We start from the raw sequence: 24,952 nt of genomic DNA on the forward strand, positions 1-24,952 counted from the left end.
ATGGCAACGATTGACCTTTCACAGCTGCCCGCGCCGATCGTCGTTGAGGTGCTGGATTATGAAGACATTTTGGCAGAGCGTAAGGCGACGCTGATTTCGCTTTACCCGGAGGAACAACGGGAGGCCGTCGCGCGCACGCTGGCGCTGGAGTCGGAGCCGATCGTTAAGCTGTTGCAGGAAAACGCCTACCGCGAGGTGATTCTACGCCAGCGCGTCAACGATGCCGCGAAAGCGGTGATGCTGGCGTATTCCACCGGCGAAGACCTCGACCAGCTCGGGGCCAACTTCAACACGCCGCGACTGGTGATCGCTCCGGCGGATGAGAGCACCATTCCGCCGACACTGGCAATCATGGAAGCGGATGAAGATTACCGCCTGCGCCTGCAGGATGCTTTCGAAGGGATGAGTACGGCGGGATCGGCTGGTTCCTATCGTTATCACGCCCGCTCGGCCGATGGCCGGGTAGCTGATGTGACGGCAATCAGCCCATCACCGGCTAACGTGACCGTCACCGTGTTGTCACGGGACGGCGACGGCACCGCCAGCGCTGAGCTGTTGCAGGTTGTCCGCGACGCGCTGAATGATGAGGATGTGCGCCCGGTTGCCGATCGCGTCATCGTGCAATCAGCCAAAATTGCCCCGTATGTTATCGAGGCCGTTTTATACCTGTATCCCGGCCCGGAAGTGGCGCCCATCCTCGACACCGCAAACAAACGGCTACGCGCCTATGTGCAAAATATGCGGCGCCTCGGGCGCAGTATCCGGCGCTCAAGCATGAATGCGGCATTGACCGTTGAAGGTGTCGAACATGTGGAAATCATCAAGCCTGCTGCTGACATCGTGCTGGATAAAACGCAGGCGGGTTACTGCACCGGCGTGAACATTACCCCAGGGCGAGCCGATGACTAACCGTCTATTGCCTGTCGGCTCCTCACCGCTGGAAGTTGCCGCCGCCGCCGCGTGTGCCGAGCTGGAGCGCGTGCCGGTTCCCCTGCGTGATTTGTGGAACCCGAAAACCTGCCCGGTGCATCTGCTGCCCTATCTGGCGTGGGCGTTCTCTGTCGATCGCTGGGATGAGGCGTGGCCGGAGGACGTGAAGCGGGGCGTGGTTTCGGCTGCGTTCTACATTCACCGGCACAAGGGCACCATCGGCGCTGTGCGCCGCGTGGTGGAGCCGCTCGGCTACCTGATCAACGTTATCGAGTGGTTCCATACCGACGGCGCCGATCCGCCCGGTACTTTCCGGCTGGATATTGGCGTGCTGGAAACCGGCATCACCGAGGAAATGTATCAGGAAATGGAGCGCCTGATCGCCGACGCCAAGCCGCTGAGCCGCCACCTGATCGGCCTCAACATTTTGCAGGACATCCCCGGCCGGATTTACACCGGCGCGGCTGCCATTGATGGCGATGTCATTACCGTTTACCCCGGATAAGAGAAAATCATGAGCAAATACAAAGCGATTATTACCACCGCCGGGGCGGCCAAGATTGCCGCCGCCAGCGCGGGCGGCACGCAGTTGAAAATCGTCTCTATGGCCGTCGGCGACGGGAACGGCACGCTGCCGACGCCCAATCCGGCGCAAACAAAACTCGTCAACGAGAAGTACCGCGCGGCGCTAAACGGGCTGACCATCGATAAGGCATTGAAAAATCACATTCTGGCCGAGATGATTATTCCGGCGAACGTCGGCGGGTGGTGGTTGCGTGAAATGGGCCTCTATGACGAGGCCGGGACGCTGATTGCCGTCAGCAACATGGCGGAGAGCTACAAGCCGAAGCTGGAAGAGGGCAGCGGCCGCACGCAGACGCTGCGCATGATCCTGATTGTCAGCAGCACCGAGGCGATTCAGGTGATCGCCGGTGGCGACACCGTGCTGGCGACCAAGGATTTTGTGGCCGACGCGATCGCCGCGCATGAGAAAACCCGAAACCACCCGGACGCCAGCACCACGGCGAAAGGGCTGGTACAGCTGAGCAGCGCAACGACCAGCACCGACGAAACGAAAGCCAGCACGCCCAAAGCGTTAAAAGCGGTCAACGATGCCAGCATGAAAAAGGCCGCCAATCTGTCCGACTTGCCCGACAAGGCCGCCGCGCGTGGCAATCTGGCGCTGGGTGATGCCGCGACGCGCAACGTCGGGGTAGAAGGCGGACAACTGATGGCCGTCGGCGCGTTTGGTCTGGGGGCGGGCGCGCGGGCTTTCGATAACGCTTATTGCAACACTGCGCAAATTTACCGGCTGAATGCGACCTCTGAGAACAAGCCGCCGATCGCTGGAAATATTGCCGCCGGGGTGCTGAGCCTGCCTTGCGATGCCGCACCCTCAACGGGCTATGTCAGCGTGTCGGGGCTGGGGCATGGTTTTATTGGCCGTTCTAACCGTCCTGAAAATGGGGTGGTATGGTCACGGATTTACACCACCGATTACAAACCAACGGCCGCCGATGTCGGTGCATGGAGTAAAACCGAAGCTGACGGTCGTTTTCTGATGCTGTCCGGCGGCACGGTTAAAAAACTGGCTATTAAGCCCGGTAGCGCTGAAACGGATGGGGATTCACTGAGTATTGAGGGAAACCAGCATACGCCGTTGGTCATGAGCCGCCCTTCAGCACAGAGTAATTTATCAATCGGTTTCCAAGTCGCCGGGAAGGCACTGATGCGTCTTGGTATGGGGATCGATGACGAGCTGCATTGGGGCGCTGAAGCTAATCAGGGAGCAAACCCGCGTATTTATACGACGGCGAAACCGCCTACCGCGCAAGAAACCGGTGCGCTGACGGATGCGCAGGCTATGCAGAAATATGCGCTGCGATCCATCAAGGTGAACGGCAAACCGTTGAGCGGGGATGTCAATCTGTTGGCGGGGGATGTCAACGCATGGAACAAAACCGAAGCGGATGGCCGCTATGTAAAACAGACCGGCGACACGATGAAAGGGGCGTTAACTCTGCCGCGTATCGTATTCCCGAACGAAAATACCGCCAATGCTGACGATGACTTAAATCGCGAAAATGGCTTTACCGTTGAGTCATTGGTTGCCACTACCAATAAGGGCTATCCCGTGCCGGGCGGCATGGGGGTGTTGTTTACCGGCAAAGTGAACGAATTCCGCAATGTGCAATTTGCCGTAGGCTCCGGCGATATGGCGTTTTATTTGCGCTCGATGCGAAAAGACAATTCGGCTTCGCTCCGCTGGGCGCGAGTTTATACGACGGACTACAAACCGACGGCGGCTGACGTTGGCGCGCTGACCGACGCGCAGGCCGCGCAGAAATACGCGCTGCGCTCTATCAAAGTGAACGGTAAGCCGCTGTCCGCCGATGTCAATTTGTTGGCCGCTGACGTTAACGCGTGGAATAAAACCGAAGCAGATGGCCGCTATTTGGCGAAGACTGGCGGGCAGCTAACCGGGACGCTAAAGACCAGCGCGGAGATCCAATCTACCCATATTGATAATTATCGCATGGTCGGCGGCGGGTTCGGTTCCTTCTGGCGCAATGACGGCAACCGGCTTTATCTGCTGCTGACAAACGAAAATGACCAATACGGCACATTCAACGCCCTGCGTCCGTTTTCTGTGGATGTCAGAACCGGCGCCGCCGCTTTTGAGTCGGGTATTCATATCGGCGGTAAATGGCCTGCGATCACCACCTCCAGCGGGACGACGTGGCACCCAGACGGCAACGTTCAAGGCAGTTGCTGGGGCGGCTACCTCAGCAACTGGCTTAATCAAAATATCTCGGCTGCGCAGAACAATGCGCAGAGCTGGGCCTATCAGAATCTGGTTCAGGGTGTGCGCATGGCCGGGCGCACGGTTATTGCGGATACCGGCGGGCGCATCGATTTACCGTCGGGCTGTGTTTATACGGGTATGTCCGGCTCAAACTACAACCCCTCAATCTGGGGCGCTTACTCAGCGGTTCAGGTACTGATTAACGGCACATGGGCAACAATTGGAACGGTGTAAAATGCAACACATTAAGAATTTGAAGAGATACACGCCGGAAGAATTATTCCTCGGTGAGAACGTGATTTATCTTCAGGATGATAACGGTATTGACTGGTACGCCGCGCAAAAAATGTTTTCGCCGGACACCGTAAAACTGGCTTATGACGAAAGCGGCATTATCTGCGCGATTAACAGTGATGTGTCGATGCTGTGGCCGATTGGCTTATCGGTTATTGAGCTGAACCCGACGAAACTGCCAAAGTGCTGTCTGGCTAATGGTGAGTGGGTGTTTGACGGTAAGAAGGTGAGCCAGCGCATCTATTCCGCCGAAGAAATGATGGCGAGGGCTGAAGCCAGAAAAAATGAATTGCTGGCGAGCGCGGGTAAGGCTGTTGAGCCGCTGCAGGATGCGGTCGATTTAGGGATGGCGATGGAGGAGGAAATCGTGCAGCTCAAGCTCTGGAAAACTTACCGGGTGCAGCTGAGCCGCATCAATCCGCAGAATGCGCCGGATATCGATTGGCCGGTTGCGCCCAGCGTCTAATAAAAAGCCCGCAGCGATGCGGGGCTTTTATTTTGGAAGTTAACGGAAAATGGTCATGGCACCATAGTTGTTACAAAATTCGGCGCACCAATTAGGATGACGAACAGTAGTATGCTTCCTATGGTAATTGCTGTTGCGAGTTCATTCTTCATAGTGGCATTTCCCCGGTTATTTTGAAAGCGTGCCTACAAACTCCAATGTGTCGCGGTATAACTGGAATTCATCGTTATCAGATGCTTTTTCCATTTCTGCGACTATTTGAGAAAGAATATTATCGGTGTTGACTATTTTTTTGCGAACAAGAAGATCAATGACACATCTGCCCAGAACCGTGCCTACCTTTTCCAAGTTCTGCGTTTCACTATCGGTAAGGTAATGAATACTCATAAGGCCTCCAATCAATGATTTTTCGGATTTGGCCGTTAATCCAGATGTCGTCTTTAGAGCAGGCATTCCCATCCTTAGTTTGGTTGAAAGAGCCCACCGAGGCGGGCAAAAATTTGTCTCTGGTGTATCAAGCGTTACAAAGGGTGTTATAAGGGATTGCGAACCCTGAATAACTCTTTTAGGTTAGGAATGTTCTGAATTCATGGCAAGTGGTTACGAACAGTAAGTAACGAATTTAGGACAAATATTTAAAAAAATGCCCCACGGCGGGGCGAAATTTGGTGATGATAGCTACATGAACTACTGCATGTGACGATGAGAGGCATGTGTCGTCTATTGGCGACACTAAAGCAGTTTGGCCGGTTGAACAAGCAAAAAATGCTGAAGTGAGAAATCTTAGGAAAAGTGCCATTCGAAAGTCTGCGCTTTCGAAAAGATGTCGTTACCCCCATGAAAAAGCCCGCAGTGATGCGGGCTTTGTGTTTGCGGCTTCCCTGATGTTGCCGCGCTTGACCTCCAGACCTTACCCCGCCCGGCTCTCAGACGTCCAATTGATTACGTAGATCAATACAACGTAATTGATCGGCGCGAGCGATCGTTATTCCCTCCAAAATCCCCCAATCCGGCCCGGCCTGTTGTCTGGTCGGCCTTCCAGCACCCACCGCGTGCGGCCCGGCGCGCCGGGCGTCATCATGCCTGCACCTACTCACCACCCGGAGCAAATTAATGGGCGATTATCATCACGGCGTGCGCGTCGTCGAAATCAACGACGGCACCCGCGTTATTTCCACCGTATCGACGGCAATCGTCGGCATGGTCTGCACGGCGGAGGATGCCGACGCGTCGGTTTTCCCGCTCGATACCCCGGTACTTATCACTGACGTGCTGGCCGCTTCCGGCAAGGCCGGTAAAAAAGGCACGCTGGCGGCGTCGCTGCGGGCGATCGCCGAACAGGCGAAGCCGGTCACGGTGGTTGTTCGCGTTGCCACCGGCAAAGACGCGGCGGAAACCACCTCCAACATCATCGGCGGCGCGAACGCGGAAGGCCGCTATACCGGCATGAAAGCGCTGTTATCTGCACAGGCTGAGCTGGGCGTTAAGCCGCGTATCCTCGGTGTGCCGGGGCTGGATAATCAGGAGGTCGCGACGGCGCTGGCCGGAATTTGCCAGCAGTTGCGCGCGTTCGGCTATATCAGCGCCTACGGCTGCAAAACCGTGCAGGAGGCTACCAAGTACCGCGACAATTTCAGCCAGCGCGAGCTGATGCTGATCTGGCCGGATTTTGTCAGCTGGAACACCACCGCCAACCAGAGCGACATCGCCTACGCCACCGCGCGCGCGCTTGGCCTGCGTGCCAAAATCGACACGGAAACCGGCTGGCATAAGACGCTTTCAAACGTCGGCGTTAACGGCGTGACCGGCATCACCGCCAGCGTGTTCTGGGATTTGCAGGCGCCCGGCACCGATGCGGACCTGTTAAACCAAGCCTGCGTCACCACGTTGATCCGCAAAGACGGTTTCAAGTTTTGGGGTTCCCGCACCTGTTCCGATGATCCGTTGTTCCTGTTCGAGAACTACACCCGCACCGCGCAGGTGCTGGCCGACACCATGGCTGAGGCGCACCTATGGGCCGTTGACCGCCCGGTGACGCCTACGCTGGTGCGCGACATGATTGACGGCATCAACGCGAAATTCCGCGAGCTGAAATCCGCCGGGCTGATTATTGACGGTAATTGCTGGTACGACGAAAGCGCCAACACCAAGGAAACCCTGAAGGCGGGCAAGCTGTTTATCGATTACGACTACACGCCGGTGCCGCCGCTGGAAGATTTAACCCTGCGCCAGCGTATCACCGATCGCTATCTGGCGACGTTTGCGGCATCCGTGAACCGCTAAAGGAGACGTTAGAACATGGCACTGCCGAAAAAACTGAAATACCTGAACCTGTTTAACGACGGCTACAGCTATATGGGCGTTGTGTCCTCGCTGACGCTGCCGAAGCTCACCCGCAAGCTGGAGAAATACCGGGGCGGCGGCATGAACGGCGCGGCCTCCATCGATATGGGGCTGGACGATGACGCGCTGGCCGTTGAGTGGTCGATGGGCGGCATTGATGAGCTGGTGCTGAAGCAGTGGGGCGCCGTCGATGCCGTGCCGCTGCGCTTTGCCGGTTCCTTCCAGCGTGACGACACCGGCGAGGTGTCCGCTGTGGAAGTGGTGATGCGTGGCCGCCACAAAGAAATCGATTTTGGCGAGTACAAGCAGGGCGAGGATACCGAAACTAAGGTTTCCACCGAGTGTACTTACTTCAAGTTGACCGTGGACGGCAAAGAGCTGATCGAAGTCGATACGGTGAACATGGTCGAAAAGGTCAACGGCGTTGACCGGCTGGCCGAGCATCGCAAGGCGATCGGCCTGTAATTTTTGCGCCAGCCCGCCGGGCTGGCCCTTTTCCCCTGATTTGAGAGAACACCATGAAAGACGCAAAAGAAAATACCGTTACCCTCGACACCCCGATCCAGCGCGGTGAAACCACCATCACCGAGGTGCAGGTGATTAAACCGAACGCGGGCGCGCTGCGCGGCGTCGGGCTGGCGGCGATCGCCAACGCCGATGTTGACGCGCTGCTGGTTGTGCTGCCGCGTGTGACCGTGCCGAACCTGACCAAAGAAGAATGCGCGCGCCTTGAGCTGCCGGATTTGGTGGCGCTGGCCGGGAAAGTGGTCGGTTTTTTGTCGCCGAACTCGGCGGCGTAATCCCCGACGCCCGGCTGGGCGTTGATGACCTGATGGCGGACATCGCGGTGATCTTCCACTGGCCGCCGTCTGAAATGGCCGGAATGACGCTCACGGAGCTGTTGAACTGGCGCCATTTGGCACTGCAACGCAGCGGAGTTAATCACGATGAGTAAAAGCCTGCAGCTACAGGTGCTGCTTAAGGCCGTAGACCAAGCCACCCGCCCGCTAAAGAGTATCCAACAGGCCAGTAAATCACTGGCCGCTGACATCAAAACCACGCAGCAAACCCTCAAGGCTCTGGACGCGCAAAGCGCCCGGATTGAGGGGTTTCGCAAGGCGCAGGGGCAGCTTGCCGTTACCGGCAAGGCACTGAAGAAAGCCAAGGAAGAGGCGGCCGCGCTGGCCGTCCAGTTCAAGGCGACGGAAAAGCCCACGGCGCAGCAAGCGCGCTTGCTGGAGGCATCAAAGCGCGCCGCCGCCGAGCTGCAGACGAAATACAACGGCCTGCGCCAGTCGGTGCAGCGCCAGCGTGACGCGCTCAACGCTGACGGCATCGCTACCCGGAACCTGAGCGCCGAACAGCGCCGGTTGAAGGCCAGCGCCAGCGAAGCCACGACAGCGCTGGGCCGCCAGCGCGGCGAGCTGGAGCGCCTGAGCAAGAAACAAGAGCAGGTTAACCGCGTCGGCGCGCGTTACCGTGCCGGGCAATCGGCAACCGCGGCTGTCCGTAATACCAGCGCGGCCGGGCTGGGTATCGCTACCGCCGGGCTGGTCGCTGAAGGGGCGTTTATTGCGCCGGGGGTGCAGTTCGACAGGCAGATGTCAGACACGCAAGCCACGTTAGGGCTGGCGAAAAATGACCAGCAATTGGCCGCCATTCGCCAGCAGGCGCGGGATATTGGCGCCACGACCGCGTTTTCGCCGACGGACGTCGCCCGCACGCAATCGGTGCTCGCCAAGTCCGGCTTTAACGGCGATGCCATTCTGAAATCGACCGAGTCAACGGTAAATCTGGCGCTGGCCTCCGATCTGGACATCGCCGACGCGGCCGACATCATCACTAACATGCAATCGGCGTTTAACATGCCGATAGACGAGATCCAGCGCGTCGCGGACGTGATGACCAAAGGTTTCACCAGCTCGAACAGCAACCTGATGGATTTTGGCGAGGCGATGAAGTACGTCGCGCCGATCGCCGAGGCGGCCGGGGCCAGTATCGAGGACACCACCGCCTTGCTGGGCGTGTTGGCAGATAACGGCATCAAGGGGTCTATGGCCGGTACGGCGGCCAGTGCGATGTTTACGCGGTTACAGGCGCCCGTCGGGCAGGCGGCTGATGCGTTGTCAGAATTGGGCGTAAAAACAAAGGACGGCAAAGGGAACATGCTGCCGATCGCGAACATCCTCAAGAAAATTAACGGCTCGTTTAAAACCAACAAGCTCGGCACCGCGCAGCAGGCCGAATACCTGAAAGTCATTTTCGGCGAAGAGGCGATGAAAGGCGCTATCAAGCTGATTGACGCCGCCGGTAACGGCAAGCTGAGCGAAAAACACAGCACCGTCACACAGTCAAAAGGGGCTACGGCCCAGATTGCCCGAGTGAAGGTGGACAACCTCGACGGCGACCTGAAAAACCTGTTTTCGGCGTGGGAAGATGTTCGCATTGAGGTGTTCGACGGCCAGAACTCAGCGCTGCGCGCGCTCACGGTTTCCGCCACTGAATGGCTGACCAAGGCCGGAGCATGGGTGAAGGCCAATCCTGAGCTGGTCGGCACACTGGTGAAAGTCACGGCGGGCGTTACGGCCTTGATCGGCGGCCTCGCCGCGCTGGGCCTTATTGCATGGCCGGTGATGGCCGGGGTCAATATGTTGATCGCCGGGGCCGGGCTGCTGGGAACGGTCTTTACCACCGTTGGCGCCGGGATTGCGGCCGCATTCAGTGTGATCACCTTGCCGGTGGTCGCGGCGGCGGCGGTGATTGCCGGTGTGGCGTTGACTATCCGTAAATATTGGGAGCCTATCAGCGCCTTTTTAACTGGTATCGGCGAAGGCTTCAGCGCCGCTTTCGCGCCGATGCGCGCCGCGCTCGTCCCGCTGGCTGGCGCATTTACGCCGCTGCTGAACATGGTGCGCAACGTCTGGCAGTGGTTCGGCAAGCTGATCGAGCCGGTGAAATCTTCACAGGCCGAACTCCAGACCGCCGCGCGCTATGGGCGCATGTTCGGTGAATGGATCGCGGCCGGATTGAGCCTGCCGCTGCAGCTGTTGGGCGGATTGCCCGGTCTGCTGACCGGCATCTGGGGCGTTGCGAGCGGCATTGCAGAGCGTGCCGCCGCCGTCTGGGACACCATCGGCGAGCGTGTTAACGCGGCATGGCTGGCGCTGAGCGCCGCCACGGTTCAGGCATGGGATCGGCTGACCGGCTGGCTTAATGGTAAATGGGAGGGGCTGGTAAACGGGGCTAAAGCGCTGCCGGGGCAGTTCAAAGAAGCCGGGATGAACATGATTAACGGGGTCATTGACGGCATTAGCGAGCGCTGGCAGGCGCTGAAAGACAAGTTTTCCGGCCTCACGGATATGCTGCCTGACTGGATGAAGTTTGGCGACGATGAGGCGGAGGTTAACCCGGCGATTTCATACAATCGCCCGGCGCCTGAGCTGATGCCGGGGCCGGGCTATGCGGGGGCATTCGACAAGGGCGGCATCATCCCGAGCGGCCAGTTTGGCATCGTCGGCGAGCGTGGCCCGGAGATCGTCAACGGCCCGGCCAACGTCACCGGGCGCCGGAAAACGGCGGCGCTGTCGGCGGCGATGTTATCGCTGTCAACGCCGATGATGGCGTCGGCCCCGGCTGCTGCACCTGCCATGGCGCCAGCCCCGATCACGATTCAGGTGTACGGCGCCCCCGGTCAAGATGCGGCCTCCATTGCGCGCGAAGTCTCGCGCCAGCTTGAGGTCGAACGACGCAAACACGCGGCCGCCTCGCGCAGCCGCATGACTTACGGAGATTAACGCATGATGTTAACGCTGGGGTTGTTTGTCTTTATGTTACAGACACTGCCTTATCAGTCCATGAATCGCAACGCGGAATATCGCTGGCCGAGCAACGCCCGCGTTGGCCTGCGCCCGGCGGCGCAATTTCTGGGGATGGATGAGGAAAAAATCACGCTGTCCGGGGTACTGCTGCCGGAGATCACCGGCGGCCGCTGGTCATTGCTGACGCTGCAACTGATGGCCGAGCAGGGCCGGGCGTGGCCGCTGATTGAAGGCACCGGCACGATTTACGGCATGTTTGTGATCGAGTCGATTTCTGAAACGCATTCCGAGTTTTTCGTCGACGGCAGCCCGCGCCGCACAGAGTTCACGCTCAACCTGAAGCGGGTCGATGAATCCCTGTCGGCGATGTTTGGCGATCTGCGCCAGCAGGCCGGGGAGCTGTACGATAAAGCCGGAGAGATGGCCGCCGGTGCTATGGGAGGGTTATTATCATGAAAAGCGGTGTAAGCCTGCCAGCGGGGGCGCGAGTTGCCCCGGATTTTTCGCTGTTGCTGCAGGATAACGACATCACGCAGAACATCCGCAAGCGGCTGATTTCGCTGTCGCTGACGGATAACCGGGGCTTTGAGGCAGACCAGCTCGACATCGAGCTGGACGACAGCGACGGACTGATGGCGATGCCTCAGCGCAATGCGGTGCTGTCGCTGGCGCTCGGCTGGCAAGGCTCGCCATTGACGCCAAAGGGCCAGTTTACGGTCGATGAGGTCGAACACCGGGGCGCGCCGGACACGCTGACTATTCGCGCGCGTAGCGCCGATTTTCGCGGCTCGCTGAACACCCGGCGCGACGAGTCCTACCACGACACCACCCTGGGCGACATTGTGCAGAAGGTGGCTGCGCGCAATAAGCTGAAAGCCTCGCTGGCCGCCGGTCTGGGCACCATCAAAATCAGCCATATTGACCAGACGCAGGAGACGGACGCGGCATTTATTACCCGACTTGCAACGCTCAACGGCGCGGTGGCGGCGGTGAAAAATGGCGCTCTGCTGTTGTTGCGACCGGGGAACGGCGCCACGGTAGGCGGAAAGGCGTTGCCGGTGTATACCATCACCCGGCAGGATGGCGATCAGCACAGTTTCAGCATTGCCGATCGGGATGCCTACACCGGCGTAACGGCGAGCTGGCTCAATACAAAACAGCCGAAGCCGAAGAAAGTGAAGCTGCAGCGCAAGCCAAAAGAGCAGCATTTGCGCGCGCTGCAACACCCGAAGGCGAAACCGGGCAGCAGTAAAAAACCGGGGAAACCGGTAGAGGCGGCGAAAGGTGACTATCTGGTGGGGGCAGACGATAACGTGTTTGCGATCACCAAAATTTACGCTACCAAGGCCGCCGCGATGCGGGCAGCACAGGCGAAGTGGGAAAAGCTTCAGCGCGGTGTGGCTGAGTTCTCACTGTCGCTCGCCATGGGGCGGGCTAACATCACGCCGGAAACGCCGGTACGCGTCAGCGGGTTTAAAGCGGCGATCGATGCGCAAGACTGGATAGTGAGCAAAGTCACGCACAATCTCAGCAATAGCGGCTTTACGACGGCGCTGGAGTTTGAGGTTTTGCTGTCGGATGTGATTTATGAAGTCTCGTAATGTGAATTTGTGTTTTGTAAATTCACTTAAAGGTAGTTTTGTTCTCGATCGGGCGGAGTATTATCGCGACAAATGAGAGATTGAGAAGGGAATATCAACATGATGCATTGCCCGCTTTGCCGAACTGCCGCCCATGCCCGCACAAGCCGCTATCTAAGTGAGAACACTAAAGAGCGTTATCATCAATGCCAAAACATAAATTGCAGTTGTACTTTTGTGACGTTGGAATCTATTCAGCGGCAGATCGTATCACCGGGCAAAGTTGATATCGCTCCGCCACACCCAACCCGAAGCAATCAGGGAACACTTTGGATTTAACAAGAAGCCTGCGAAAGCAGGTTTTTTTATGTCCGTGAAATGGCTGTCGCCACTTTGTCGCCACAGGGTAGTTATGTGTTTTGCGAGGTATTGTTTTATAAGGATAATTTTTCAAAGCAACAAAAAACCCGATAATCTTGAACCTAAAAGGCGGGATTATCGGGCTCCACAAAATGGGGACATCAAAGAAAAGCAGTGGCACTAATTCAGACTGCGGCCCCCAACGAAAGTTCTGGCCGGCGACAAAAAAATCAAAATATTTTTATCGCCGATCCATCTCTCCCGCTAATCGATCAGCCGAGAATGCCCGGCCATAGCACCACGATGAGTGAACCCGCCAGCGTTAACAGCACGTTAGCGATGGCGTAGGTGCCGGCGTAACCCAGCGCCGGGATGTTGCTGCGCGCGGTATCGCTGATGATCTCCATCGCCGGCGCGCAGGTGCGGGCGCCCATGATGGCGCCGAACAGCAGGGCGCGGTTCATGCGCAGCACATAGGCGCCGAACAGGAAGCAGATAATCACCGGCACCAGGCTGACGATCAGCCCGGCGATCAGCATCTGGCCGCCGACCGCACCCAGGCTGTGGCCGATGCCGGCGCCGGCGCTCAGGCCTACGCCCGCCATAAACACCATCAGGCCGAATTCTTTCACCATGTTCAGCGCGCCCTGCGGAATGTAGCCGAAGGTCGGGTGGTTGGCGCGCAGGAAGCCGAGCATGATGCCGGACATCAGCAGGCCGGCGGCGTTGCCGATGCCGAACGAGAAGTTGCTGAACTGTATGGTGATCTGGCCGATCAAAAGGCCGATGATGAAGAAGGCGCAGAACGCCAGCAGATCGGTCACCTGGCTGTGAATCGAGATAAAGCCAATTTTCTCCGCCACGCTCTTCACCCGGCGCGCGTCGCCGCTCACCTGCAACACGTCGCCTTTGTTGAGCACGATGCTGTCGTCGATCGGCATTTCGATCTGGCTGCGGATCACGCGGTTGAGGAAGCAGCCGTGGTCGGTCAGCTTTAGCTGGCTCAGGCGTTTGTTCACCGCGTTGCTGTTCTTCACCACGATCTCTTCGGTGACGATGCGCATGTCGAGCAGATCGCGATCGAACACTTCCTTGCCGTTGCGGAAGCTCGGGTCCAGCCGCGCGTGGGCGTCCGGGTAGCCGACCAGCGAGATCTCGTCGCCCACCTGCAGCACCGCGTCACCGTCCGGGTTGGCCAAAATGCCGTTGCGGCGGATGCGTTCGATGTAACAGCCGGTCTGGCGGTAGATGCCCAGTTCACGCAGGTTCTTGCCGTCGGCCCAGGCCACCAGCTCGGGGCCGACGCGGTAGGCGCGGATCACCGGCAGGTAGACCTTGCGCTGGCTGTCGGTGTCCAGGCCGCGTTCGCGGGCGATCTGCTGGGCAGAGGTGGACAGGTCCTGGTGTTGCAGCTTCGGCAGGTAGCGCGCGCCGAAGATCAGGCTGACCAGACCGATCAGGTAGGTGAGGGCGTAGCCGAGGCTCAGATGATCCTGCGCCGCCAGCAGCGCCGGGCCGTTGACGATGGTGTTGCGTAGCGTGTCGCCGGCGCCCACCAGCACCGGCGTGGAGGTCATCGAGCCGGCCAGCATGCCGGCGGTCAGGCCGATGTCCCAGTGGAACAGCTTGCCGAGACCGACGGCGAGCACCATCGCCGAGCCGACCATCACCAACGCCAGCATCAGGTAGTTTTTGCCGTCGCGGAAGAAAATCGAGAAAAAGTTGGGCCCGGCTTCTACGCCGACGCAGAAAATAAACAGCATGAAGCCGAGATTCAGCGCCTCGGTGTTAATGGCGAAGTGTTGCTGGCCGAGCAGCAGGGAAACCACCAAAACGCCAATGGAATTACCGAGTTGGACGGAGCCCAGACGGAGTTTACCGAGGCACAGCCCCAGTGCGAGTACCACGAACAGTAACAGAATGTAGTTACCGTTTAACAAACTAGCGACGTTTATGTTCACGGAGGATAACTTATTGTTTACCAGTAAGTGCTTGATATAGATAACTATAAGAGATAAATTCAGCCTTAAAACGACGTCATAAATCACCACCAGCAGAAAGCGAAGCGAACCATCGTTCGGCGGCGTTCATTCTAGACGCTATGACCGATGACAGCCAGCACAGAAAGCTGATTTCCTGCGCCGCCGTGCGCATTTAACTCTCTTTTGACCAAGGAAAAAATTCGGTTTAGCGTCACCTCACGGGTGGCCGGACCGATTTCTATTGATGCGGTAATTGGGCGGGGGAGAATTCGCATGACGAGTTATCGATATTGGCTGGGCATTCTCAGCTGTTTTCTGTTGTTCAGCCTGGTGTTTCTCGGCCAGCAAACCGGCCTGTTCGGCAGCACGGATCATGAGCACCACGGGGAAACCGGCCTGCTGCTGTTCGTTGTCCCCGGTGCGATCGCCAGCTATCTGTCGAGCCGCAAGCGGCTGCTTTGCCCGTTGCTTGGCGCGCTGTATGCGCTGCCGCTGTGCCTGCTGATCCGCCACTTCTGGCTGACGCCGTCCTATTCGTTCTGGCAGGAGTTGGCTTATGCCACCAGCGCGGTGTTCTGGTGCGTGTTCGGCGCGATGCTGATGCTGTTCGCCCTCGGCCTGTTGCAGACGCTGCAGCAGCTGCACCGGCGGCAGCGGCAATAAAAAAAGGCGCGTTAAGCGCCTTTTTTGTCGTTCAAAAACTTACTGGAACAGGTTCAGGTGTTCTTTGGCGTAAGCTTCGAAATCGGTGCAACCGCCGATGTGCTTCTCATCCAGGAAGATCTGCGGCACGGTTTCAACCGGTTTACCGACGGTTTTTTCCAGATCGGCCTTGGTGATGCCTTCCGCGTGGATGTCAACGTAACGGAAGTTGAAATCGTCGCGTTCTTCAGTCAGTTTTTCCGCCAGTTCTTTAGCGCGGACACAATAAGGACAGCCAGGACGCCCGAAGATTACTGCAAACATGCAACGCTCCTTAATTGGATTTTCAATAAATGGTTCGCTATTGCAACGACATCCCGTCACCGAAAAAGTCATTACCTGCGTCAGATGGCGCCTACTATGCCCGTTGAGGCCATGAAAAAAAAGCAGGAATTACCTGTTAATCTGATTCATGTAACCAATTAGTCAGCCGGGGCTGTCGCCGTTGGCGGGAATTCACTACACTGGGGGCAGACCTTCTGGAGAAGAAAAATATGCGTTCATTCGGTGACTTACCGCGCCCGGTGCTGGTGTTGGAAGGGCTGGGTATCGTGATGTTGGTGCTGGCCTACCTCAGCATTCACGGCCACCTGCAGCTGCCTGGCTGGCTGGCATCGCAGCAGGCGGCGGTCGGCATGATTTTCCTCGGCGTGGCGTTGATGGTGCCGGCGGCGGCATTTCTGGTGTGGCGCGTGGTGCAGGGCTTTGGCCCGCTGATGCGCGGCGGGTTGCCGCCGGAAAACGATCGCCGCAAACCGCGAGATGCGGATGCATCGAAAGATAATCAGGACCGCGATCCGCGCGCCTGAGTGCCGCGGCCGCTAACCCGCCTGCCGGGCAGGCGTTGGCTTTTGGGGTGACGAGTGAAAATTGCCATTCTTTCTCGCGACGGAACGCTCTATTCGTGCAAGCGGCTGCGTGAAGCGGCGGAAGATCGCGGGCACAGCATCGATATCATCGATCCGCTTTCCTGTTATATGAACATCAACCCGGCGGCGCCGACCATTCACTATCGCGGCCGCCAGTTGGAGCGTTATGACGCGGTGATCCCGCGCATCGGCTCCGCCATCACCTTTTACGGCACCGCGGTGCTGCGCCAGTTCGAGCTGCTTGGCAGCTACCCGCTCAACGAATCCGTGGCCATTACCCGCGCTCGCGATAAGCTGCGTTCGCTGCAACTGCTGGCGCGGCAGGGCATCGATCTGCCGATCACCGGCTTTGCCCATTCGCCGGACGACACTGGCGACCTGATCGAGCTGGTCGGCGGCGCGCCGCTGGTGGTCAAGCTGGTGGAAGGCACGCAGGGTATCGGGGTGGTGCTGGCGGAAACCCGCCAGGCGGCGGAAAGCGTGATCGACGCCTTTCGCGGGTTGAATGCCCATATCCTGGTGCAGGAATACGTGCGCGAGGCGCAGGGGCGCGACGTGCGCTGCCTGGTGGTGGGCGGCCGGGTGGTGGCCGCCATCGAGCGGCAGGCGAAGCCCGGCGAGTTTCGCTCCAACCTGCATCGCGGCGGCACCGCCCGCAAAGTGACCATCACCGCCAGGGAGCGGGCGATTGCGGTCAAAGCGGCGAACACGCTGGGGCTGGACGTCGCCGGGGTGGATATCCTGCGCGCCGAGCGCGGCCCGCTGGTGATGGAGGTCAACGCGTCGCCGGGGCTGGAAGGGGTGGAGACCACCACCGGGTTGGACATTGCCGGCATGATGATCGAATACATCGAGCAGCGCGGCCGGCCGGGCTTCCGCCTGAAATCCGGTGGTTGACGGGGCGGTCGGCGCGCTTTTCCCGCCGAGCAATATCTTAATTAGTGAATTAAGCCGCATTGATCGTGGCGTATCGGGTGAATATTCCGTAAGCTATGCGCCTTTTCGCGTTTTGAATATTGTGAGGCTGGTTATTATGGATTCACTCATTGTCCCCGATTTGGCGCTGTTGCGGCGCTGGCTGGATCAGTCGGGCATTTCTTTCTTTGAGTGCGATTCCTGCCAGGCGCTGCACCTGCCGCACATGCAGAACTTCGACGGCGTGTTCGACGCCAAGATAGATCTGGTGGACAACGTCATCCTGTTCTCCGCGCTGGCCGAGGTGAAGCCGACCGCGCTGATCCCGCTGGTGGCGGACCTGAGCCAGATCAACGCCAGTTCGCTGACCATCAAGGCCTTTGTCGACATTCAGGACGACAACCTGCCGAAGCTGATCGTCTGCCAGTCGTTGAGCGTGGCGGTGGGCATCACCTACGAGCAGTTCACTCATTTCATGCAGCAGGGCGAAGAGCAGGTCTCGATGGTGATCCTCGAGGCGCGGGCGAACGATCTGCTGTTTATGGGTGACGAAGAAGAGATCCCCGCTGGCGCCGTGCGTCAGCCGATGCTGCACTGATCCTCGCCGTACCTTAAGCATGCCGTCGCTCCGGCGGCATGCTGCCGTTATTCCCTTCCGCAATAAAATATTCTGCACTTTGGCCTTTGCCGCCCGATCTTTCTCGTCTTTTGTGCCGTTAATGGCGTATCACATAGAGAAAAACTGCATAAAAAATCGATAAATGGCGTTTTTTACCCTGGGGGCTGGCGGGTTGCGATGGCAGCGGCTATGCTGCTGATTCTGCAAAGGGCTTGCGATTTCCCTTGTAACCACGCGAGCAGGGCAGTGCAAAAAGGCGCATGCAATCATATGCATAGCCATTCATTTCGCGGTTGCAACGATTGCGCTCAATCAGGAAAGGTTTTGTATCGCTGCAGATACAAGTTCAATTCTATGATTTACCCTGTTTTGGAGGAAGTTACGGATGGTCACCCAACGTAAAAAGTGGTTATCGGGTGTGGTTGCCGGTCTGTTGATGGCCGCGTCCGTCACGGCGTCAGCCGAAGAGAAAACGCTGCACGTGTATAACTGGTCCGACTATATCGCGCCGGATACCCTGGCCAAATTCCAGAAAGAAACCGGCATCAAAGTGGTGTACGACGTCTTTGACTCCAACGAAGTGTTGGAAGGCAAACTGATGGCGGGCAGCACCGGTTATGATCTGGTGGTTCCTTCATCCAACTTCCTCGAGCGCCAGTCGCAGGCCGGCATCTTCGAGCCGCTCGACAAGAGCAAAATGCCCAACTACAAGAATCTCGATCCCGAGATGCTGAAGCTGGTTGCACATAATGACAAAGACAACAAATACGGCATCCCATACCTGATGGTGACCACCGGCATCGGCTACAATGTCGACAAGGTGAAGGCGGCATTAGGCAAAGACGCGCCGGTCGACAGCTGGGATCTGATCCTCAAGCCGGAAAACCTCGAGAAGCTGAAAAGCTGCGGCGTCTCCTTCCTCGATGCGCCGAGTGAGGTTTACGCCACCGTGCTGCACTACCTGGGCAAGGATCCCAACAGCACCAATGCGGCGGACTATACCGGCGCGGCCAACGATCTGCTGCTGAAGCTGCGGCCGAGCATTCGTTACTTCCACTCTTCACAGTACATCAACGATTTGGCTAACGGCGATATCTGCGTGGCGATCGGCTGGTCCGGCGACGTGATGCAGGCGGCCAACCGCGCCAAAGAGGCGAAGAACGGCGTGAACGTGGCCTATGCGATCCCGAAAGAAGGGGCGCTGACCTACTTCGACATGTTCGCCATGCCGGCGGACGCCAAGAACAAAGACGCCGCGTACCAGTTCCTGAACTTCCTGATGAAACCTGACGTGATGGCGGGCATCAGCAACTATGTCTATTACGCCAATGCGGTGAAAGATTCCACGCCGCTGGTGAAGGCCGAGGTGCGCGAGAACCCGAACGTCTATCCGCCGGCCGATCTGCGCGCCAAGCTGTTCACGCTCAACGTGCAGTCGCCGAAGCTGGATCGTGTCATTACCCGCGCATGGACTAAAGTTAAAAGCGGGAAGTGATGATGGGGGGATACCCCCGATCGTCGGTAAACCGGCAGGCGGGCGCTCCCCGCCTGCACTGCTGTTTTGGGCCACGGCACTCGCCGTGGTTTTGTGCCGCTTTACGCCGGAGAGCACCCCGATTGAACGACGCCATCCCTCGTCCTCAAGCCAAGTCGCAGAAGGTCTTCACCCCTCTGCTGGAAATCCGTAACCTCACCAAAACCTTCGACGGGCAGAATGCGGTCGAAGACGTCAGCCTCACCATCTACAAGGGCGAGATCTTTGCGCTGCTTGGGCCGTCTGGCTGCGGCAAGTCAACCTTACTGCGCATGTTGGCCGGCTTTGAACAGCCGACGGAAGGGCAGATCGTGCTCGACGGGCAGGATATGTCGCACGTGCCGCCGTACCAGCGGCCGATCAACATGATGTTTCAGTCTTACGCGCTGTTCCCGCACATGACGGTAGAGCAGAACATCGCCTTCGGCCTGAAGCAGGACAAAATGCCGCGGGCAGAAATCGCCGAGCGGGTGGCGGAAATGCTGGCGCTGGTGCACATGCAGGAGTACGCCAAACGCAAACCGCACCAGCTTTCCGGCGGCCAGCGGCAGCGGGTGGCGCTGGCGCGCAGCCTGGCCAAGCGGCCCAAGCTGCTGCTGCTGGATGAGCCAATGGGCGCGCTGGACAAGAAGCTGCGCGATCGCATGCAGTTGGAAGTGACCGATATTCTCGAGCGCGTCGGCGTCACCTGCGTGATGGTGACGCACGATCAGGAAGAGGCGATGACCATGGCGGGGCGCATCGCCATCATGAACCGTGGCAAGTTCGTGCAGATCGGCGATCCGGAAGAGATCTACGAGCATCCGAATAGCCGCTTCAGCGCCGAATTTATCGGTTCGGTCAACGTCTTCGACTGCGTATTGCAGGAGCGCCACGACGATGCGCTGATCCTGCAAAGCCCCGGATTGCGCCATGCGATCAAAGTAGATCCGGACGCCTCGGTGGTGGACGGCGTGCCGATCCAGGTCGCGCTGCGGCCGGAAAAGATCCTGCTGTGCGAACAGGTGCCGGAAGACGGCTGCAACTTCGCGGTAGGGGAAGTGGCGCACATTGCCTACCTGGGCGATCTGTCCATTTATCACGTGAAGCTGCACAGCGGGCAGATTATCAGCGCCCAGCTGCAAAACGGCCACCGTTTCCGCAAGGGGATGCCCACCTGGGGCGATGAAGTGCGTCTGTGCTGGGAAACCGACAGCTGTGTCGTGTTGACGGTGTAGCGGAGCCGCTGAGGAGTAACCCATATGACCCTGCTTTCTGAACGCACGCCGGAGCCGCCGGCCAAAACGCCCGGCACCCTCAAGGCGCTGTTCCACCGCCTGCTGATGACTCACGGCCGCAAGCTGGTGATCGCATTGCCGTATTTATGGCTGACGCTGCTGTTCATGCTGCCGTTCCTGATCGTGTTCAAGATCAGCCTGGCGGAGCTGGCGTTGGCGGTGCCGCCTTACACCGAGTTGATGAGCTGGGTGGACGGCAAGCTGAACATCGCGCTCAACTTCGCCAACTACCTGCAACTGACCGACGATCCGCTGTATATCGACGCCTATCTGCAGTCGCTGCGCGTGGCGGCGGTCTCGACGCTGTGCTGCCTGATCATCGGCTATCCGCTGGCCTGGGCGGTGGCCCACAGCAAGGCGTCGACTCGCAACATTCTGCTGCTGCTGGTGATCCTGCCTTCCTGGACCTCGTTCCTGATCCGCGTCTATGCCTGGATGGGGATCCTGAAAAACAACGGCATTCTGAATAACTTTCTGATGTGGCTAGGGGTGATCGACCAACCGTTGGTGATCCTGCACACCAACCTGGCGGTGTATATCGGCATCGTTTATTCCTACCTGCCGTTTATGGTGCTGCCGATCTACACGGCACTGATCCGGCTGGATTACTCGCTGGTGGAGGCGTCGCTGGATCTGGGCGCCCGGCCGCTGAAAACCTTCTTCAGCGTCATCGTGCCGCTGACGCGCGGCGGCATCATCGCCGGTTCGATGCTGGTATTCATTCCGGCGGTAGGGGAGTTCGTGATCCCGGAGCTGCTCGGTGGGCCAGACAGCATCATGATCGGCCGCGTGCTGTGGCAGGAGTTCTTCAATAACCGCGACTGGCCGGTGGCTTCGGCGGTCGCCACCATCATGCTGCTGTTGCTGATCGTGCCAATTTTGTGGTTTCACAAACACCAGAACAAGGAAATGGGGGGGCAGGAATGAACAACTTGCCGGTAGTGCGTTCACCGTGGCGCATCGCCATCCTGACGGTCGGCTTTACCTTCCTGTATGCGCCGATGCTGATGTTGGTGATCTACTCCTTTAATAGTTCCAAGCTGGTGACGGTGTGGGCCGGCTGGTCCACGCGCTGGTATACCGAACTGTTTCACGACTCGGCGATGATCAGCGCGGTGGGGCTCAGCCTGACCATCGCCGCCGCCTCCGCCACCGCCGCGGTGGTGCTGGGCGCCATCGCCGCCGTGGTGATGGTGCGGTTCGGCCGCTTTCGCGGTTCGACCGGCTTTGCGTTTATGCTGACTGCGCCGCTGGTGATGCCGGATGTGATCACCGGCCTGTCGCTGCTGCTGCTGTTCGTGGCGATGGGGCACGCTTTCGGCTGGCCGTCGGAGCGCGGCATGTTCACCATCTGGCTGGCGCATGTCACCTTCTGTACCGCTTATGTGGCGGTGGTGATCAGCTCGCGTCTGCGCGAGGTGGATCGCTCGATTGAAGAGGCGGCAATGGATCTGGGGGCGCCGCCGCTGAAGGTGTTCTTCGTCATCACCTTGCCGATGATTGCGCCGGCGCTGATCTCTGGCTGGATGCTGGCGTTTACCCTGTCGCTGGATGATCTGGTGATTGCCAGCTTCGTCTCCGGCCCGGGCGCCACTACGCTGCCGATGCTGGTGTTCTCCAGCGTGCGTATGGGGGTGAATCCGGAAATTAACGCGCTGGCCAGCCTGATCCTGCTGGTGGTGGGCATTCTCGGCCTGATCGCCTGGTGGTTTATGGCGCGCTCGGAAAAACAGCGATCGCGTGAATTGCAGCGGGCGGCCCGTAGCTGAATCGTAACAAACCTGCTATTTTTGCAATCAATAAGTATTGCAACTAACTACCTGACTTTACATGCGCCATCTGTATTGGTGGCGCGTCGTAGCGGAACACGGATATGTCAGACATGCTGAAAAGCGGGCAGGGAATGAGATCGACTTCGGATGCGCCAGTGCCGGTGATGGTGGCGGGCACCGCCATGGTGGCGATCAAGTGTATCAGCGTGGTGTTGTTGTTGGGCGAACTGGGCGTCGACGGCGCACAGGAGTTCGTTAACACCAGCGCGCAGGCGTGGGATTCTACCTTTATCTTTCTGGCCGGCCTGATGCTGCTGTGCCTGCAAATCAGCTGTGGCTTTGCGGTGATGCGCGGCCGCAACTGGGGACGCTGGGGCTATGTGGTCTGCCAGTGCATCGTGGTGCTTTACCTGCTGTTGGCCACCATTGGCAGCGTCTTCCCCGAGGTGTTCACCGTGGAGGGGGAAACCAGCGGCCAAATCCTGCACGTTCTGATCCTGCAAAAGATCCCCGACGCGGTGATCCTGGCGTTGCTGTTCGTTCCTGCCGCCAGCCGCCGCTTCTTCACCGTGCGCAAGTGAGATTTTAGGCGTGCGGAGTGGTAAACTCTGCGCCCTTAATTCGTCATCCTGAACTTCACGGTAATCTTCATGCATTGCGCTTTGTATACGGCGGGTACCTGCCGTTCCTGTCAGTGGCTGGAAAAGCCCTATCCGCAGCAACTGGCTGACAAACAGCATCACCTGCACTCGCTGCTGGCCGGGCGCGACGTCGCGCAGTGGCTGCAGCCGATGGCGGGGGAGCTGAGCGCATTTCGCAATAAAGCCAAGATGGTGGTCAGCGGCAGCGTGGAGCGCCCGCTGCTCGGCATGCTGCACCGCGACGGCACGCCGGTCGATCTGAGCGACTGCCCGCTGTATCCCGCCGGCTTTGCGCCGATGTTTGCGGTGCTGAAAAGCTTCATCGCCCGCGCCGGCCTGACGCCGTATAACGTGGCGCGCAAACGCGGCGAGTTGAAATACCTGCTGCTGACCGAAAGCACGCTCGACGGCGGCGTGATGCTGCGTTTCGTGCTGCGCTCGGAAACCAAGCTGGCGCAGCTGCGCGCTGCGCTGCCGTGGCTGCAGCAGCAGCTGCCGCAGCTCAAGGTGATCTCCGCCAATATTCAGCCGGTGCACATGGCGATCATGGAAGGGGAGCGCGAGATCGCGCTGACCGAACAGCAGGCGCTCGAGGAACAGTTCAATCAGGTGCCGTTGTTCATCCGCCCGCAAAGCTTCTTCCAAACCAACCCGCAGGTGGCCGCCGATCTGTACGCCACCGCCCGCGACTGGGTGCGCGCGCTGGGTATCGACAGCATGTGGGATCTGTTCTGCGGCGTCGGCGGTTTCGGCCTGCACTGCGCGCAGCCGCAAACGCGGCTGACCGGCATCGAAATCAGCGCGGAAGCGATCGCCTGCGCGCGCCAGTCGGCGCAGCGGTTAGGGTTGTTGCACGTAGATTTTCAGGCGCTCGACTCCACCCGCTTCGCCACCGCCGAAGGCCAGGTGCCACAGCTGGTGCTGGTTAACCCGCCGCGGCGCGGCATTGGCCAGGCGCTGTGCGACTACCTGAGCCGGATGGCGCCGGACTATATTCTCTATTCCAGCTGCAACGCCGAGAGCATGGCGAAAGATATCGAGACGTTGCCGGGGTACCGCATCGAACGGGTGCAGCTGTTCGACATGTTCCCGCATACCGCGCACTACGAAGTGCTGACGCTGTTGGTGCGGCGTTTATAAAACATAAGGCCCGGTTATCCGGGCCTTATTGCTTATTGCGGGAACCACTTGTCGTTGATGGCTTTGTAGGTGCCGTCGGCCTTGATGGCGTCCAGCGCGGCGTTCAGCTTGTCCAGCAGCGCCTGGTTGTCGGGGCGCACCGCGATGCCGAGGCCGGTGCCGAAGTATTGTGCATCGGTGATGTGCTCGCCGACCGGCGCCAGCTGCGGGTTGGTTTTCAGCCACTCGTTCACCACGGCGGTGTCGCCGAACACGCCGTCGATACGGCCGTTTTTCAGCTCCAGAATGGCGTTCTGGTAGCTGTCGTAAGAGACGGTGTTAATCTCCGGGTGCTTGTCCTGCATGTATTTCTGGTGGGTGGTGCCGTTTTCCATGCCGAGCTTTTTGCCTTTCAGATCCGCCAGCGAGCTGAACTTGCCTTTTTGCGCGATCACGATCGCCGAGTTGGCGTAGTAAGGCTGGGTGAAAGCGACCTGTTTGCTGCGTTCCGGCGTGATGTCCATACCGGAAATCACCGCATCGTATTTCTTGAATTTCAGCGCGGCGATCAGGCTGTCGAACGCCTGGTTGGTGAAGGTGCACTGCGCCTGCATCTGTTTGCACAGCGCGTTGGCCAGATCGATATCGAAGCCGACGATCTGGTTGTTGGCGTCCAGCGATTCGAACGGCGGGTAGGTGGCGGAGGCGGCGAAGCGGATGGTCTCGGCCGCGGTGGCGTTAAAGGTCATCCCGGCCAACATCGTCGCGGCAAGCAGCAGTTTTTTCATGCGTAGAGCTCCTGTCTGGATCCTGAAAGTGATTATTCGCTATCGTTTGTTTTTACTGGTGAACGCCAGAGTTTTTTGCGTGTGCGCCTGCTGATAACCCTGCCATTGAGTGAATTAAAATGCAATATAAATGATTA

Annotated in this window: 26 protein-coding genes; 22 read left to right on the forward strand and 4 right to left on the reverse strand. The window is 58.8% G+C overall.

Annotated elements, in window-relative coordinates; genetic code table 11:
- Genes ACJ8J4_RS13335 through ACJ8J4_RS13350 form a run of 4 tightly spaced genes read left to right on the forward strand, consistent with a single transcriptional unit; the run spans position 1 to position 4,496 of the window.
- Positions 1–909, forward strand: a complete 909-nt coding sequence (locus ACJ8J4_RS13335) for a baseplate assembly protein (RefSeq protein ID WP_049278482.1) — start codon at positions 1–3, stop codon at positions 907–909.
- Positions 902–1,435: a phage tail protein I gene (locus tag ACJ8J4_RS13340; protein WP_015379109.1), complete on the forward strand. Its 534-nt coding sequence runs from the start codon at positions 902–904 to the stop codon at positions 1,433–1,435. The genes ACJ8J4_RS13335 and ACJ8J4_RS13340 overlap by 8 nt, the downstream gene beginning before the upstream one ends.
- 9 nt (positions 1,436–1,444) lie before the next feature.
- Entirely contained in the window at positions 1,445–3,970 is a 2,526-nt protein-coding gene (locus ACJ8J4_RS13345; RefSeq protein ID WP_223182198.1) for a phage tail protein, read from the forward strand.
- A gap of 1 nt (position 3,971) precedes the next feature.
- Positions 3,972–4,496 (forward strand): tail fiber assembly protein, encoded by a 525-nt coding sequence (locus ACJ8J4_RS13350; RefSeq protein WP_188240393.1) that lies wholly within the window; start codon positions 3,972–3,974, stop codon positions 4,494–4,496.
- Between the two features lie 168 nt (positions 4,497–4,664).
- On the opposite strand, the gene ACJ8J4_RS13355 is transcribed toward ACJ8J4_RS13350, so the two are convergent.
- A complete protein-coding gene (locus tag ACJ8J4_RS13355) occupies positions 4,665–4,949 on the reverse strand; it encodes a biofilm development regulator YmgB/AriR family protein (RefSeq protein WP_049278484.1) in 285 nt (94 codons plus the stop codon).
- 660 nt (positions 4,950–5,609) lie between these two features.
- Here ACJ8J4_RS13355 and ACJ8J4_RS13360 point away from each other — a divergent pair.
- From ACJ8J4_RS13360 to ACJ8J4_RS13395, 8 genes are all read left to right on the forward strand, one after another.
- A complete protein-coding gene (locus ACJ8J4_RS13360) occupies positions 5,610–6,779 on the forward strand; it encodes a phage tail sheath protein (RefSeq protein WP_049278485.1) in 1,170 nt (389 codons plus the stop codon).
- Between the two features lie 15 nt (positions 6,780–6,794).
- Complete coding sequence (locus tag ACJ8J4_RS13365) at positions 6,795–7,304, forward strand: phage major tail tube protein (protein WP_023447563.1); 510 nt, start codon at positions 6,795–6,797, stop codon at positions 7,302–7,304.
- Between the two features lie 53 nt (positions 7,305–7,357).
- Positions 7,358–7,639, forward strand: a complete 282-nt coding sequence (locus tag ACJ8J4_RS13370) for a phage tail assembly protein (RefSeq protein WP_060418393.1) — start codon at positions 7,358–7,360, stop codon at positions 7,637–7,639.
- Between the two features lie 32 nt (positions 7,640–7,671).
- The gene (locus ACJ8J4_RS13375) at positions 7,672–7,794 is read left to right on the forward strand and encodes a GpE family phage tail protein (protein ID WP_023456045.1); all 123 of its coding nucleotides are present in this window, start codon (positions 7,672–7,674) and stop codon (positions 7,792–7,794) included.
- A complete protein-coding gene (locus ACJ8J4_RS13380) occupies positions 7,787–10,633 on the forward strand; it encodes a phage tail tape measure protein (protein ID WP_188240392.1) in 2,847 nt (948 codons plus the stop codon). Before ACJ8J4_RS13375 ends, ACJ8J4_RS13380 begins: the two co-directional genes overlap by 8 nt.
- A gap of 3 nt (positions 10,634–10,636) precedes the next feature.
- Positions 10,637–11,113 carry a phage tail protein gene (locus ACJ8J4_RS13385; protein WP_188240391.1) on the forward strand — a complete coding sequence of 159 codons (477 nt, stop codon included), beginning with the start codon at positions 10,637–10,639 and terminating at the stop codon, positions 11,111–11,113.
- A complete protein-coding gene (locus ACJ8J4_RS13390) occupies positions 11,110–12,258 on the forward strand; it encodes a phage late control D family protein (RefSeq protein ID WP_188240390.1) in 1,149 nt (382 codons plus the stop codon). The genes ACJ8J4_RS13385 and ACJ8J4_RS13390 overlap by 4 nt, the downstream gene beginning before the upstream one ends.
- 99 nt (positions 12,259–12,357) lie before the next feature.
- The gene (locus ACJ8J4_RS13395; RefSeq protein WP_072265518.1) at positions 12,358–12,576 is read left to right on the forward strand and encodes a DNA-binding transcriptional regulator; all 219 of its coding nucleotides are present in this window, start codon (positions 12,358–12,360) and stop codon (positions 12,574–12,576) included.
- 293 nt (positions 12,577–12,869) lie between these two features.
- Here the strand turns inward: ACJ8J4_RS13395 and ACJ8J4_RS13400 are convergent, their stop codons facing one another.
- Positions 12,870–14,558 (reverse strand): aspartate:alanine antiporter, encoded by a 1,689-nt coding sequence (locus tag ACJ8J4_RS13400; protein WP_049205954.1) that lies wholly within the window; start codon positions 14,556–14,558, stop codon positions 12,870–12,872.
- Positions 14,559–14,852: 294 nt separating this feature from the next.
- Here ACJ8J4_RS13400 and ACJ8J4_RS13405 point away from each other — a divergent pair, with 294 nt between their 5' ends.
- Positions 14,853–15,242 carry an inner membrane protein YbjM gene (locus ACJ8J4_RS13405; protein WP_025302232.1) on the forward strand — a complete coding sequence of 130 codons (390 nt, stop codon included), beginning with the start codon at positions 14,853–14,855 and terminating at the stop codon, positions 15,240–15,242.
- A 39-nt stretch (positions 15,243–15,281) separates the two neighbouring features.
- Here the strand turns inward: ACJ8J4_RS13405 and ACJ8J4_RS13410 are convergent, their stop codons facing one another.
- Positions 15,282–15,545 (reverse strand): GrxA family glutaredoxin, encoded by a 264-nt coding sequence (locus ACJ8J4_RS13410; protein WP_004938676.1) that lies wholly within the window; start codon positions 15,543–15,545, stop codon positions 15,282–15,284.
- A gap of 230 nt (positions 15,546–15,775) precedes the next feature.
- On the opposite strand from ACJ8J4_RS13410, the gene ACJ8J4_RS13415 reads away from it, so the two are divergent.
- From ACJ8J4_RS13415 to rlmC, 9 genes are all read left to right on the forward strand, one after another.
- On the forward strand, positions 15,776–16,090 hold the full coding sequence (locus ACJ8J4_RS13415; protein WP_025302233.1) for a YbjC family protein: 315 nt from the start codon (positions 15,776–15,778) through the stop codon (positions 16,088–16,090).
- A 54-nt stretch (positions 16,091–16,144) separates the two neighbouring features.
- Complete coding sequence (gene rimK / locus ACJ8J4_RS13420) at positions 16,145–17,047, forward strand: 30S ribosomal protein S6--L-glutamate ligase (protein ID WP_025302234.1); 903 nt, start codon at positions 16,145–16,147, stop codon at positions 17,045–17,047.
- Between the two features lie 136 nt (positions 17,048–17,183).
- Positions 17,184–17,663 (forward strand): YbjN domain-containing protein, encoded by a 480-nt coding sequence (locus ACJ8J4_RS13425; RefSeq protein WP_004938666.1) that lies wholly within the window; start codon positions 17,184–17,186, stop codon positions 17,661–17,663.
- A 406-nt stretch (positions 17,664–18,069) separates the two neighbouring features.
- Positions 18,070–19,179 carry a spermidine/putrescine ABC transporter substrate-binding protein PotF gene (gene potF, locus ACJ8J4_RS13430; protein WP_043137777.1) on the forward strand — a complete coding sequence of 370 codons (1,110 nt, stop codon included), beginning with the start codon at positions 18,070–18,072 and terminating at the stop codon, positions 19,177–19,179.
- Between the two features lie 122 nt (positions 19,180–19,301).
- The gene (gene potG / locus ACJ8J4_RS13435; protein WP_264383898.1) at positions 19,302–20,435 is read left to right on the forward strand and encodes a putrescine ABC transporter ATP-binding subunit PotG; all 1,134 of its coding nucleotides are present in this window, start codon (positions 19,302–19,304) and stop codon (positions 20,433–20,435) included.
- 24 nt (positions 20,436–20,459) lie between these two features.
- On the forward strand, positions 20,460–21,422 hold the full coding sequence (gene potH / locus ACJ8J4_RS13440; RefSeq protein ID WP_049295324.1) for a putrescine ABC transporter permease PotH: 963 nt from the start codon (positions 20,460–20,462) through the stop codon (positions 21,420–21,422).
- Positions 21,419–22,264, forward strand: coding sequence for a putrescine ABC transporter permease PotI (gene potI / locus ACJ8J4_RS13445; RefSeq protein ID WP_025302238.1), 846 nt, complete (start codon positions 21,419–21,421; stop codon positions 22,262–22,264). Before potH ends, potI begins: the two co-directional genes overlap by 4 nt.
- A gap of 104 nt (positions 22,265–22,368) precedes the next feature.
- Positions 22,369–22,848, forward strand: coding sequence for a YbjO family protein (locus ACJ8J4_RS13450; protein WP_049205956.1), 480 nt, complete (start codon positions 22,369–22,371; stop codon positions 22,846–22,848).
- A gap of 69 nt (positions 22,849–22,917) precedes the next feature.
- Complete coding sequence (gene rlmC, locus ACJ8J4_RS13455) at positions 22,918–24,048, forward strand: 23S rRNA (uracil(747)-C(5))-methyltransferase RlmC (RefSeq protein ID WP_049207976.1); 1,131 nt, start codon at positions 22,918–22,920, stop codon at positions 24,046–24,048.
- Positions 24,049–24,080: 32 nt separating this feature from the next.
- On the opposite strand, the gene artJ is transcribed toward rlmC, so the two are convergent.
- Positions 24,081–24,815, reverse strand: a complete 735-nt coding sequence (artJ, locus tag ACJ8J4_RS13460; protein ID WP_264383899.1) for an arginine ABC transporter substrate-binding protein — start codon at positions 24,813–24,815, stop codon at positions 24,081–24,083.
- Between the last annotated feature and the right edge of the window lie 137 nt (positions 24,816–24,952).

Source organism: Serratia sp. CY47280 (assembly GCF_052168655.1).
Taxonomy (GTDB): Bacteria; Pseudomonadota; Gammaproteobacteria; order Enterobacterales; family Enterobacteriaceae; genus Serratia; species Serratia bockelmannii.